Origin of the sequence: Escherichia whittamii, from assembly GCF_014836715.1 — a bacterium.
In the GTDB taxonomy this organism is placed as follows: Bacteria; Pseudomonadota; Gammaproteobacteria; order Enterobacterales; family Enterobacteriaceae; genus Escherichia; species Escherichia whittamii.
Genome location: NZ_JACSQI010000002.1, coordinates 515,985 through 529,098, shown reverse-complemented (window position 1 = coordinate 529,098; position 13,114 = coordinate 515,985). Strand labels below are relative to the sequence as shown.

The 13,114-nt window shown below is 49.3% G+C and carries 10 protein-coding genes and 4 tRNA genes; 10 read left to right on the top strand and 4 right to left on the bottom strand.

Annotated features, from left to right (window positions below; all coding sequences use genetic code 11):
- Positions 1–29 precede the first annotated feature (29 nt).
- Positions 30–980, top strand: coding sequence for an HTH-type transcriptional regulator Cbl (gene cbl, locus H9644_RS05460; protein WP_064529382.1), 951 nt, complete (start codon positions 30–32; stop codon positions 978–980).
- A 36-nt stretch (positions 981–1,016) separates the two neighbouring features.
- Here cbl and H9644_RS05455 read toward each other — a convergent pair.
- Positions 1,017–1,092, bottom strand: a tRNA-Asn gene (locus H9644_RS05455).
- A 160-nt stretch (positions 1,093–1,252) separates the two neighbouring features.
- On the opposite strand from H9644_RS05455, the gene yeeO reads away from it, so the two are divergent.
- Both yeeO and H9644_RS05445 read left to right on the top strand, forming a co-directional pair.
- Positions 1,253–2,710 (top strand): toxic metabolite efflux MATE transporter YeeO, encoded by a 1,458-nt coding sequence (gene yeeO / locus H9644_RS05450; protein WP_318240974.1) that lies wholly within the window; start codon positions 1,253–1,255, stop codon positions 2,708–2,710.
- 129 nt (positions 2,711–2,839) lie between these two features.
- Positions 2,840–2,915: transfer RNA gene (locus H9644_RS05445), tRNA-Asn, on the top strand.
- A gap of 94 nt (positions 2,916–3,009) precedes the next feature.
- Here H9644_RS05445 and amn read toward each other — a convergent pair.
- The 3 genes from amn to H9644_RS05430 form a co-directional block, all read right to left on the bottom strand.
- Entirely contained in the window at positions 3,010–4,464 is a 1,455-nt protein-coding gene (gene amn / locus H9644_RS05440; protein WP_064529381.1) for an AMP nucleosidase, read from the bottom strand.
- 101 nt (positions 4,465–4,565) lie between these two features.
- The gene (gene shiA / locus H9644_RS05435) at positions 4,566–5,882 is read right to left on the bottom strand and encodes a shikimate transporter (RefSeq protein WP_191773628.1); all 1,317 of its coding nucleotides are present in this window, start codon (positions 5,880–5,882) and stop codon (positions 4,566–4,568) included.
- Between the two features lie 347 nt (positions 5,883–6,229).
- Positions 6,230–6,319, bottom strand: a tRNA-Ser gene (locus tag H9644_RS05430).
- Between the two features lie 93 nt (positions 6,320–6,412).
- On the opposite strand from H9644_RS05430, the gene mtfA reads away from it, so the two are divergent.
- From mtfA to H9644_RS05395, 7 genes are all read left to right on the top strand, one after another.
- Positions 6,413–7,210 carry a DgsA anti-repressor MtfA gene (gene mtfA, locus H9644_RS05425; RefSeq protein WP_064529465.1) on the top strand — a complete coding sequence of 266 codons (798 nt, stop codon included), beginning with the start codon at positions 6,413–6,415 and terminating at the stop codon, positions 7,208–7,210.
- 100 nt (positions 7,211–7,310) lie between these two features.
- Positions 7,311–7,386: transfer RNA gene (locus tag H9644_RS05420), tRNA-Asn, on the top strand.
- Between the two features lie 166 nt (positions 7,387–7,552).
- Positions 7,553–8,815 (top strand): tyrosine-type recombinase/integrase, encoded by a 1,263-nt coding sequence (locus H9644_RS05415; protein ID WP_191773626.1) that lies wholly within the window; start codon positions 7,553–7,555, stop codon positions 8,813–8,815.
- An 803-nt stretch (positions 8,816–9,618) separates the two neighbouring features.
- Positions 9,619–10,080: a hypothetical protein gene (locus H9644_RS05410; RefSeq protein WP_191773624.1), complete on the top strand. Its 462-nt coding sequence runs from the start codon at positions 9,619–9,621 to the stop codon at positions 10,078–10,080.
- The gene (locus H9644_RS05405) at positions 10,077–10,325 is read left to right on the top strand and encodes a helix-turn-helix domain-containing protein (RefSeq protein WP_191773622.1); all 249 of its coding nucleotides are present in this window, start codon (positions 10,077–10,079) and stop codon (positions 10,323–10,325) included. The genes H9644_RS05410 and H9644_RS05405 overlap by 4 nt, the downstream gene beginning before the upstream one ends.
- 1,039 nt (positions 10,326–11,364) lie before the next feature.
- Positions 11,365–12,246 carry an integrase domain-containing protein gene (locus H9644_RS05400; RefSeq protein ID WP_191773620.1) on the top strand — a complete coding sequence of 294 codons (882 nt, stop codon included), beginning with the start codon at positions 11,365–11,367 and terminating at the stop codon, positions 12,244–12,246.
- Between the two features lie 234 nt (positions 12,247–12,480).
- Entirely contained in the window at positions 12,481–13,110 is a 630-nt protein-coding gene (locus H9644_RS05395) for a DarT ssDNA thymidine ADP-ribosyltransferase family protein (RefSeq protein WP_134947454.1), read from the top strand.
- The last annotated feature ends 4 nt before the right edge of the window (positions 13,111–13,114 follow it).

Sequence of the window (13,114 nt, the reverse complement as noted above, 5' to 3'; positions counted from 1 at the left end):
CGGAATGTCTGATCTGCCCGGAGTTTACCGTGAATTTCCAACAACTAAAGATAATCCGCGAGGCTGCGCGTCAGGATTACAACCTGACAGAGGTTGCGAATATGCTTTTTACCTCACAGTCAGGCGTTAGCCGTCATATTCGAGAGCTGGAGGATGAGCTTGGAATAGAAATATTCGTTCGTCGGGGCAAGCGGCTGCTTGGTATGACTGAACCGGGCAAAGCATTGCTGGTCATTGCAGAACGCATTTTGAATGAAGCCAGTAATGTTCGTCGACTTGCCGATCTTTTTACCAACAATACATCTGGCGTTCTCACTATCGCAACGACGCATACCCAGGCACGCTACAGCTTGCCGGAGGTTATTAAAGCCTTTCGCGAACTTTTCCCGGAAGTGCGGCTTGAGCTTATCCAGGGGACACCACAGGAAATTGCGACGTTGCTGCAAAATGGCGAGGCTGATATTGGCATCGCCAGTGAGCGTCTGAGCAATGATCTGCAACTCGTCGCCTTCCCATGGTTTCGTTGGCATCATAGTTTGCTCGTTCCAGTTAATCACCCCTTAACCAAAATTACGCCATTGACGCTGGAATCAATAGCGAAGTGGCCGTTGATCACTTACCGGCAGGGAATTACAGGCCGCTCGCGTATTGATGACGCATTTGTCCGCAAAGGTTTGCTGGCAGATATTGTATTGAGTGCGCAGGATTCTGATGTCATCAAAACCTACGTCGCTCTTGGTCTGGGGATTGGAATAGTAGCCGAGCAATCCAGTGGCGAACAAGAGGAAGAAAATTTAATCCGTCTGGAAACGCGCCATCTTTTTGATGCTAATACCGTCTGGTTGGGGCTAAAACGAGGACAATTACAGCGTAACTATGTCTGGCGTTTTCTGGAACTGTGCAACGCAGGACTGTCGGTTGAGGATATTAAGCAACAGGTGATGGAAAACAGTGAAGAGGAAATTGATTATCAGATATAACAAAAAGCCCGCTATAAAACGGGCTTTTCAGAAATCTGGCTCCTCTGACTGGACTCGAACCAGTGACATACGGATTAACAGTCCGCCGTTCTACCGACTGAACTACAGAGGAATCGCTGTTGAGGCACATCTTAACGGCGAAAAATTTTTTGTCAAACCTGATTTTTAAATTTCTCAACCGTTTGCCGTTTCTATCAACAGTTTGTTGCATTTGCAGACAATTTGCTGGCGAAAATCTTTGCAGCTTTGCTGATTCTCCCTCATTATTTGAAATGTGGTTTCACTTTCTGCAATTAAGGTCAGTTTTGAATATCTCCTCAGCTTTACGCCAGGTTGTTCACGGCACTCGCTGGCACGCAAAACGTAAGAGCTACAAAGTGTTGTTCTGGCGTGAGATAACTCCACTTGCTGTTCCTATCTTTATGGAGAATGCCTGTGTCCTGTTGATGGGCGTACTGAGCACATTTCTGGTCAGTTGGCTGGGAAAAGATGCAATGGCAGGCGTTGGGTTGGCGGACAGTTTCAATATGGTCGTTATGGCTTTTTTTGCAGCTATCGACCTTGGTACTACAGTCGTTGTGGCATTTAGCCTCGGTAAGCGTGATCGACGGCGAGCGAGGGTAGCGACGCGGCAGTCATTGGTGATCATGACATTGTTTGCCGTACTGTTGGCAGCGCTTATTCATCATTTTGGTGAGCAAATTATCGATTTTGTTGCAGGTGAGGCCACGACACAGGTGAAAGCACTGGCGCTGACTTATCTGGAACTGACAGTCATCAGTTATCCTGCGGCGGCTATCACCTTGATTGGCAGCGGAGCACTTCGCGGTGCAGGGAATACGAAAATACCGCTTCTTATAAATGGTAGTCTGAATATCCTTAATATCATTATTAGCGGCATATTGATTTACGGTCTTTTCTCATGGCAGGGGTTGGGGTTTGTCGGGGCAGGACTGGGATTAACTATTTCCCGTTATATTGGCACTGTCGCCATTTTGTGGGTTCTGGCGATTGGTTTTAATCCTGCGTTACGGATCTCGTTAAAAAGCTATTTTAAGCCATTGAATTTCAGCATTATCTGGGAAGTCATGGGGATTGGTATTCCAGCAAGTGTGGAATCCGTATTATTTACCAGTGGGCGGTTATTAACACAAATGTTTGTTGCCGGGATGGGGACGAGTGTTATTGCCGGGAATTTTATCGCTTTTTCGATTGCAGCTCTTATCAATTTACCAGGAAGTGCACTTGGATCTGCTTCTACAATCATTACGGGTCGAAGGTTGGGGGTAGGGCAGAGAGCGCAAGCAGAAATTCAATTGAGGCATGTGTTCTGGCTGTCCACTATAGGATTAACGGCAATAGCCTGGTTAACAGCCCCCTTTGCCGGGATTATGGCGTCGTTTTATACCCAGGATCCGCAGGTTAAACATGTCGTTGTGATTCTTATTTGGTTGAATGCTTTATTTATGCCGATTTGGTCTGCCTCCTGGGTACTGCCCGCCGGTTTTAAAGGCGCTCGAGATGCACGCTACGCCATGTGGGTTTCTATGTTAAGTATGTGGGGATGCCGGGTAGTAGTCGGTTATGTGCTGGGAATCATGCTTGGCTGGGGTGTGGTTGGGGTCTGGATGGGGATGTTTGCCGACTGGGCCGTGCGGGCTGTGCTGTTTTACTGGCGAATGGTTACAGGGCGATGGCTATGGAAATACCCTCGTCCCGAGCATAAATAGTATGAATAAAAGCCAGATGTGTCGGAATAAACGACAAAACGCAGATTATTTCAGCAAACGATTCAAAATTAAAAAACAGGCTTTGACATTGTGGATGGGCATCGTTAATATTCGCCCCGTTCTCGCGATTCCTCTGTAGTTCAGTCGGTAGAACGGCGGACTGTTAATCCGTATGTCACTGGTTCGAGTCCAGTCAGAGGAGCCAAATTTCTGAAAAGCCCGCTTTTATAGCGGGCTTTTTGCTTTGTTACTTAATCAAATCCTTCGCATCTTTTCATGACGCAAAGGATCTGAACTCATTATCGGAACGGTGGTTCATTAAAGGTTCGCAGTTTACGCGAATGTAGTCGGTCGCCTTCTGCGCGCAGTAAGTCTATCGCCCGAATGCCAATTTGCAGGTGCTCGGAAATTGCGCCTTCATAAAAACGGTTAGCCTGACCGGGAAGTTTAATCTCACCATGCAACGGTTTATCTGAAACACACAGTAGCGTCCCGTAGGGTACGCGGAAACGATATCCTTGTGCTGCAATGGTGGCACTTTCCATATCAATCGCCACGGCCCGACTTAAATTAAAACGAAGTGCAGAAGCTGAGTAGCGTAACTCCCAGTTCCTGTCATCAGTGGTTACTACAGTTCCAGTACGTAGCCGCTGTTTAACTTCTTCACCCGGCCTGCCGCTGACGAGTTTGGTGGCGTCGTAAAGTGCACGTTGCACTTCAGCAATACTCGGAATAGGAATATCGGGGGGCAGAACCGCATCAAGAACGTGGTCATCGCGTAAATAAGCATGCGCAAGTACGTAATCTCCTATAGCCTGGCTTTCACGTAATCCTCCACAGTGACCAATCATCAACCAGACATCCGGGCGTAGCACCGCCAGATGATCGCAGATAGTTTTGGCATTTGACGGCCCCACGCCAATATTCACCAGAGTAATACCCTGGCCATCGGCAGTGATTAAATGCCATGCGGGCATCTGGTGTTTCTTCCATGCAAGATCGGAAACTGCCTCTTCAGGTGCTTCGGTTTCAGCGGTGATCCAGTTCCCGCCGGCACAAGAAAGGGCAATGTAGGGGCTATCAGGATCAAGGATCTGGCTGCATCCCCAACGTACGAATTCATCCACATAACGTGTGTAGTTGGTAAACAAGACGAACGGCTGAAAATGTTCGACTGGCGTACCCGTATAATGGCGTAACCGTGCGAGGGAAAAATCTACCCGGCGTGCATCAAAATGCGATAGCGGGGAGAATTCCGTTGGATGATAAATGCCGTCTGCCGTTTCATCGCCAATTTGTGCCAGTTCGGTTGTCGGGAAATAGCGAGTTAATCCAGCGCTCATTGAGCGATCAAGCGTCAGCTCTGAGCCGTCGATGACATACGGATAAGGAATTTCATGCTCTGACGGTTGCACGGAAATATGGGCACCATAATCCTGGTACAGCAGAGTTAATTGTTCATTAAGATATGAACGAAAGAGAGCAGGGCGGGTGATGGTGGTGGTGTAGCTGCCAGCGTGAGTAAAACGACCAAACGCGCGTGTTTTGGGAGGGTTTGTTGCGCTACCGTCCCAGGTCACGGTCAATGATGGATAGACAAAAAGACCGTGTTTTCGGGCGTTTTCATCAGGCAATTCGCCACTTTTAATATATTTGCCAATGGCGTTGCGTAAAGCGACTACAGATTGCTCATACAGCGCTTCAAGTTCATTCAGTGCCTGAGCTGGGGTCAGACCGGAGCCCTTATTATTCATATGTCTCTCCTGTTCCATACAATTACCGCACTTCCGATAGTATGTCACAGGAATGTGAAACAAAAGTGTAAGGCGAAGATCGGACGATCTTCGCCAGGCTATCAAGTGCGTTGATTGTCTTTCATCAACAGAGCGGTTATTGCGGAAATCAGGCAGCCTGCCAGCAAATAAATGGCGACACTATGCCAGTCTCCAGCAAAATAAGTAATGAGAGCGGCGGCAATAAAAGGTGTAAATCCGCCGCCTACCACGCTGGCAACCTGATATCCGACGCCAGCGCCGCTATAGCGATAACTGGCACCAAACATCTCGGTGAACATCGGTTGTTGCACACAAACCACCATGTCATGTGCAATATTCGCCAGCATAATGGAGAAGAAAACTATCCAGAAAATGGACTGAGCTTCAAGCGCCATGAAGAACGGAAATGCGCTTAATGTCCCGATTAATGCACCTGTAATATAAACCTTGCGGCGGCCAAAGCGGTCAGCAAGCCAGGCAAAACAGGGAATTGTCAGGCAGCTTAATCCCCCCACCAGCAAACCAATATTGAGGAACAATTCGCGCGGCAGCCCCATATTCTGGGTCGAATAGTTAAGTGCAAAGGCGGTAACGATATACATCGTCAGCAACTCGCACAGTCGCAGCGCAATAATCTTAAGGAAAGCGCCGGGATGCCGTAACAGAGCTTCGATAACCGGGATGCGTTTTTGCACTGCCGCTTGATTATGCTGCTGTTGTTCAAATTCAGAGGACTCCTCCATGCCATTGCGCACCCACAATGCACCCAGCACCAGTACGATGCTAAACAGGAAAGGAATGCGCCAACCCCAGCTTAAAAATTGCTCGTCAGTTGTCAGCATACTGATCAGTGAAACCAGTCCGGTTGAAAGGAGTAACCCTACTCCGTAACCAACCTGGACGCCGCTACTGTAAAAGGCTTTTTTGTTGTTGGGCGCGCTCTCAACGGACAGCAGCGCAGCGCCTCCCCATTCGCCGCCAACAGCAAATCCCTGAATAGCTCGCAGCATCACCAGTAAAATTGGTGCCCACCAGCCAATAGTTGAGAACGAAGGGAGAATGCCGATCAATGCAGTGGCGATGCCCATCATCCAGACGGTAAGCATCAACATGCGCTTACGCCCCAGGCGGTCGCCAAAATGGCCGAAAATGACACCACCGAGCGGACGGAAAAGGAAACCGACACCAAAGGTGGCAAATGCGGCGAGCGTTCCCATTGCAGGGCTTACCTGCGGGAAAAACTCGCGATTAAACACTAATGCGGCGGTAATGCCATAGAGTAAAAAATCATACCAGTCGACGACGGCACCCGCGAAACTGCCTAACGCAGCGCGTCGGGCGCGACTTAACGAAAGCGTTCCTTCATCGGGACGCGTGGAGATGAGCGTGGAGTCCATAGTGATCCTGTTTGTACTGTCTTTTTATAATTAGTATGGAAAAGGTAACTCACATTGCCGTCGATCTATAAACGAGCCTAATGAGACTACCGCGACAGAAAGCATCTGCAAATGTTTTTATGTCAGAAACTGAGGATGAAGGTCCGGAAGGGGGGGACTGTAATATGCTGGAAACGATACATAATTATGAGTTCAGTTGCATATCATAACCGCGTTGGACAGAAAAATGTGAATGCTAAAGCCACAACGCATACTCGTCTGACACTATTTTTCTCTGATGGATTTTTTTGAATTTTCCTAATGGGATTTGTGTCACTGACACCAGGCGAGCTAATTGCTTGAATGATTGGCGGAGAGAGGGGGATTTGAACCCCCGGTAGAGTTGCCCCTACTCCGGTTTTCGAGACCGGTCCGTTCAGCCGCTCCGGCATCTCTCCGTTCAGATGGTTGCCATGATGCCAGGAAATTTGGCATTTTAACAGTCCCTGTCCGTGCAATTTTGTTCAAGTGACGAGTTTGCGAGCAAAACGATGATTAAGTGGCCCTGGAAAGTACAAGAAACAGATCATGAACATACGCTCCCATGGAAGGAAGCTCTGGCGATACCTCTTTTGACATGTCTGACAGAGCAGGAGCAAAGCAAACTAGTCACTCTTGCCGAACGTTTTTTGCAGCAAAAAAGACTGGTTCCGCTACAAGGATTTGAACTTGATGCATTGAAAAGTAGTCGCATCGCCTTACTTTTCTGCTTGCCTGTCCTGGAGCTTGGACTGGAATGGCTGGATGGTTTTCATGAAGTGCTAATTTATCCTGCGCCATTTGTGGTAGACGATGAATGGGAAGACGATATAGGGCTGGTGCATAATCAGCGTATCGTTCAATCAGGACAAAGCTGGCAGCAGGGCCCAATTGTGCTGAACTGGCTCGATATACAAGATTCTTTCGATGCCTCGGGCTTTAATCTGATTATCCACGAAGTTGCACATAAACTGGATACACGAAATGGCGATCGCGCCAGTGGGGTTCCCTTTATTTCTTTACGTGAGGTCGCTGGATGGGAACACGATCTTCATGCTGCGATGGATAACATTCAGGAAGAAATTGAGTTAGTGGGCGAAAATGCCTCCAGCATCGATGCTTATGCTGCCAGTGACCCAGCAGAATGTTTTGCCGTGCTTTCCGAATACTTTTTTAGTGCACCCGAGCTTTTTGCGCCACGCTTCCCTTCGCTGTGGCAACGCTTCTGCCAATTTTATAAACAGGATCCATTACAACGGCTACGAAATGCCAATGGGCCAGACTCCTGTTCAGTACCAAATGTTCATTAAATATAAATTTTGTTGCTTAATTAACCGATTGAAATGGCTTGCGAATTTTAGTGTTGACACTCGCTGCGCTGCTAAGTAATATTCGCCTCGTTCTCACGATTCCTCTGTAGTTCAGTCGGTAGAACGGCGGACTGTTAATCCGTATGTCACTGGTTCGAGTCCAGTCAGAGGAGCCAGATTTTAGTTTTGAGACATCTCTATAAGTCTCAAGATAGTTAAAAAACAAGAACTTATCTTTACCCGGTTGTCTCGCAAGAGGCTGCCGGGTTTCTTGAAATCCATAGTTTTTGGGGGCCTAATCAGGGGCCTCACGGTTCGGTGAGCAAACGGAGCCCCCACGCTATGGCATTAACAGACACCGCTATTCGCAAGACTAAATCTTCTGACAAACCCTTCAAAATGACAGACAGTTCTGGACTGTACCTGTTAATCAAACCTAATGGCTCAAAACTCTGGTACATGAAGTACCGCATCGACGGGAAAGAGAAAAAACTGGCCTTTGGCCCCTACCCGGAGATCTCCCTGTTGCAGGCTCGCCGCCTGCGCGAAGCAGCACGCAATAACATTCATGCAGGCGTCGATCCTGCTGCGGTGAAGCAGACGGAGAAGCAGAAGCGGAAAAACGGGCAGACGTTCAGCCAGATCGCCACTAACTGGCATGGCGAGCACAAACGCTGGTCTGAGCATTACGCGAAAACGGTTATGCGCAGGCTGGAAATGTATGTTTTCCCGGATATCGGGGATCGCCTTATCGAGGAAATCGAAACGGAGGATTTGTTATTCACACTGCGCAAAGTGGAGAGCAAAGGCTTTCTGGAAATCACCGTGCGGCTGAAAAACTACGTCACCGATATCATGCACTACGCGATGAAAAAGAAACTGCTCAAAGCGAACCCGGCGCTGTATCTGGACGGTGAGTTTGCCGCGCCAGAAAAGAATCACTATCCGGCTCTGTCGCTGGACAAACTGCCTGAGCTTTTAACCCGCACGGACAGCTACTGCGGCAGGCTGCTGACAAAATACGCCCTTAAGCTGTCGCTGATGTTTTTTGTGCGCTCCAGCGAACTGCGCTTTGCCCGCTGGAGTGAAATCGACTGGCAGCAAAAACTGTGGGTGATCCCGGAAGAACGCGAGCAGATCGAAAACGTGCGCTTCTCTTATCGTGGTACGAAAATGAAAATTCAGCATATTGTGCCGCTGTCGGATCAGGCGATTGCGATCCTCAAACAGATCGAAGCCCTCTCCGGGCATCTGCCCTTTATTTTCCCCGGCGAGTACGACCAGGACAAGTGCATGAGCGACAACACCGTGAATAAGGCGCTGCGCGTAATGGGCTATGACACTAAAAAAGATGTCTGTGGGCATGGTTTCCGGGCGATGGCGTGCAGTGCGCTCAGTGAGTCGGGGTTGTGGAGCAAAGAAGCCATTGAAAAGCAGATGAGCCACCAGGAAAGAAACAGCGTGCGTGCGGCTTATATCCACAAGGCTGAATATCTGGAGGAACGGATCGAGATGATGCAGTGGTGGTCAGATTATCTTGATGCAAATAATGGCGAGTATGTCTCGGCTTACCAGTATGCCCGCCGCCTGAAACAGGCGTCGTAATCAAACAGCGTATTTATTAAAGGGGAAACCGGTGTTTCCCCTTTGGTGCGTTTCAATCTGAGAATTATTTCAACAGATCAATCAGCCGCAGCAGAGCCAGTAAAAGCTCCAGTACGGCGATGAGCACAATCAGCTTATGCGTCAACGTGTCCATCCGCTCTCCTTTTGAAAGGAGCGCAACGCCTGCATCTTACCCTTACACTGCCTGTCGGTGCAGGATCACATCTGCTAGGATTGTATTATCACGCTCCAGACCGGGGCACTGCCTGCGGCACCACCCGTCCGGCAGTCAGGGCTTGAAATCGGTCTGGCCTGAAACGTGATAAACCCAGCGTCTGGCATTAAAAGACCGGGAGCGTTTGTTTGCAACGGGAAACAAAGCGGGTTAAACTTATTCTGCTAGGATTGTATTGTCGCGCAACGCCGCTCAGGTCGCCATCCGCAGCCTGAGGACGAAAAATAAAGAACCCTGCCTCACCAGCGGGGTTTTTTATTTCCTGCGATCTGCCTTCCAGTAAATCCCCTTGCCGTTAATGACTTATCGCTGTATCTTTTGCCCGCACCTGCATAATCAGGTGCCGGGATTGGTCTCCTGAATATAAACCTTACTGGCGACATATAGCGCGCATTGCGCTTTTTTATGTTGTCCAATCGGTCACATCTCAATGGTGGGCCGGGCGGGGGCGTCGCAAGACGCGCCAGTGTCCAGTAAGGCTGGTAAGACCAACTCCGTCCGGTTCCACCACCCGCAAGATTGGTCTCTTCGGTGGTGGTTTAGACAATCACTTACTGGAGGCAGCCCTATGGCTACAATCCTCACCCCTGACAATGATTTACTGTCTGTTCCTTTCAACGCCGCCACTGATTTCACCGATCTGGCGAATTATTGTGATCGCTTTGCTGAAAACCTGCTTGAATGCCACGATCCGGCGCTGAAAATGGCGCTCTGCGGCAGGCTTAACGCCTGCCTTGCGCTACTGCGCCCCACGCTGGGCGAGCCGATCCCGCCGCATCTGATCGAACGCTTTACTGTGGACACGCTCCCCGATATTTCACCCGATTTTGCCCCTGATGCCGATCTGCTCTGTGATTACTGTCTCGCGCTGACGCAGGTACTGAACGGGCGCTCGCTGCTGCCGGAAACCGAAACGACGCTGACCGGGCTGTTGTGCGATCTGGTCTGGTATTTTGCCGACGGTCTGAAAGCCCCGCACTGGATACGCACCGCCGATGGCGTGCAGGCGATCAGCGGGGTGACGGCATGATGCAACCAGACTGGCACCCTGCCGATATTTTCGCGGGATTAAGAAAAAAGGGAACATCAATGGCGGCACTCTCACGCAAAGCAGGGTTAAGTTCTTCCACGCTGGCAAACGCCATCAGCCGTCCGTGGCCGCGTGGAGAAAAACTCATTGCCGATGCGCTGGAAATATCACCAGAAATTATCTGGCCTTCCAGATACTTCGACGGAGAAGGCCACCGCATAGAAAGGATCATGCGAAAACAATGAGCCTGATAGCAGAGATGAATGGCTGAACGATCAGGAATACTGATACCGTCACATCGAATCTCCCGGTGTGTGGTCAGCCAGTGGCTGATCGCACTCCGGGAGACGACAAGCGAAGCGCGGCAGTGTGCCATTCACAAATTCCCCTTTCTGCGTCAGAAATAACGGTGTAATCTCCCTTTTGCATCATAGTTGTCGTAGACAACGCCCATGCTTCATGGTCTGAAAGAGGCGCCTGTTTACAGGATGACCAGCCCTTACTGGCGTTGATCTCTGAAAACGCCGGAGACGCCAATCCCTCGCGTCTGAGACTGAAGTTTATACACCGGACGGCTCCATCGTCATCGCTTAACGGCAACGGCCTTTACTGGCTGAATGGCTTATTTTTGCCGGAAATTTCCCGGTGAACTCATACCCTGCTGGCTGACAGCGCCCTTTACATTGACGGGCTGCGGCATGCATTGCCGTCAGGCTTTGCTGCCGCGTGGCCGTCATCCTGCACCCCGGACGATTCTGTCGTCATCACTTAACGACAACGGCCTTCACTGGCTGAACGGTTTACCTTTGCCGGAGTTTTCCCGGCTGACTCATAACCTGCTGACAACCAGCACCCTTACATGACGGGCTGCGGCCTGCATTGCCGTCAGGCTTTGCTGCCGCGTGACCGTCATCCTGCACCAGAAACGCAACGTTTACGCCCTGCACCAGACGAGGCGTCACTTTGATCGCGTCAGCGAAAAAGCAAAGTGACGCACAACCACCACACCGCGCTATGCCCCTGTTTTCGGGGTTCCGGCGCTCATTCCCGAATCTGACACGCCTTTTTGGGGCCGCTGTCAGCAAGAAAGAGGAGAAAAAGATCGATACCGAGGGGGGCATGATGCCCCGGAGAATTCCTGCTCCGGCAGGCAGTCTGTACCGCGTACAGCCTGAAACTCCCTATACCTCAACAAACTGCCACTCCGGCGTGAAGGTATCGTTCTGGCGCAGCCAAAAAGCATACGCCGGAGACTATTTGTTTTTTCAAATCAGAGGGGTATGTATGGGTAAGTTGGGCGGTGAAACGAAGGCGCTGGCAAAGCACTGTGGTGGGAGCCATAAAACAGTGAACGATCGCATTCATATCGTGCAACGTTTTGACCAGCATTTACGGGCGTTGAACATCCAGATCCAGCGAGTGGCGCAGATCAAGGTTCGCCACATTGAAAACTACATTCATGAAAGACTGGCGCAGGGGATCGGTAAACGCACGCTGCAAAATGAAATGGCCTCGCTGCGTGCCGTACTTCAACAGGCCGGGCGTAAGCAAGTGGCAGAACATGAGCGGCTAACTAATAAATCACTGGGGCTGTCTGCTGCATCGCGCAACGGTACGCGGCAGGCTATTACGCCAGATCATTACCGCCATATGCTGGAGGCTGCACAAATGAAAGATCCGGGACTGTCGGCAGCACTGGAACTGGCACGATTGATGGGTTTGCGCTCGCAGGAAGCGGTACAAAGCGCTCAATCATTGAAAACGTGGAAACAAGCCGTTGAACGCGGTGACACGCGCCTGATGGTGGTTTTCGGCACTAAAGGCGGGCGGCCCCGCGAAACGGTAATTTTGGATGCTAATGCAGTTAAAAAAGCACTGGACAATGCCTTAGCTGTTGCAGAAAGCTGTCATGACCGGCTGATCGACAAGCCGGATCTGAAAAGCGCGATGGATTACTGGCACAACCAGGCGGCGCGTATTGGTCTGACTGGCACATATTCTCCACATTCGCTGCGTTATGCGTGGGCGCAGGATGCCATTCGTCACTATCTGGCGCAGGGGTTAAGTAGGAAAGAAGCGCTGGCAATGGTGGCGATGGATCTGGGGCATGGAGATGGGCGTGGGCGGTATGTGGCACAGGTGTATGGGCATATAAAAGAACAATAACCCCTATTACTGGTACCGTTTAACTACTAACTGAACATCAAAAGGAAGAACGTTGAAAGAGAAAAATCAAGACATGTAATTTTTTATTCAAGATAGATAACGATACTGGCTAGGACGTTTGGCCTATGCCTTATGGATTAAGAAAATGTTTAATTGATGTAAATCATTTTGTGTTTTTTGGACATAAGATAATTTTGCATAAATACCATTATTTACTCATAAGGTTAGGTTAAAATGCATCGTGAACAAATACGTCTAAAAGCAGAAACACTACAAATTCCTTTTTTGGTCCATTTTACTCGAGTTGTTAATTTACCCAGTATTATGGAACATGGCCTTGTACCTGTTACTGGTGCAGGTGATCGAAACATAACTCCAGAGATTAATGATGAATTAAGACTTGATGGGCATAGGGACAGCACCTCTCTTTCGATTGCATTTCCTAATTATCGAATGTTCTATCGATATAGAATGGACAATCCTGGTGTTGAGTGGGTTGTTTTGGGCATTCATCCATCTATCCTTTGGCGCAATGATTGTGCTTATTGTTGTCATAATGCAGCAGACGCACGGATCAGTGTCCAATCATTAGCTCAACTAAAAACTCTTGAAGCATTTGAAGGCATGTTTGCGGAAATTGACGGTTTGGAGTCTCGGCAGGAACAGAGATTGAGTAATTTTGACCCTACAGATGGACAAGCAGAAGTGCTATCCTTTGGTATTATAGAACCACAGTTCATTTTTGCTGTTATTTTTAACAATGAATTAACAAAAAATTCATATCAACACGTTCTCGGCAATAGACAAATATTAGTTAATCGTTCTGGCTCAGGATACTTCGCATCTCGCTCATATGTAAGGTAGTTTA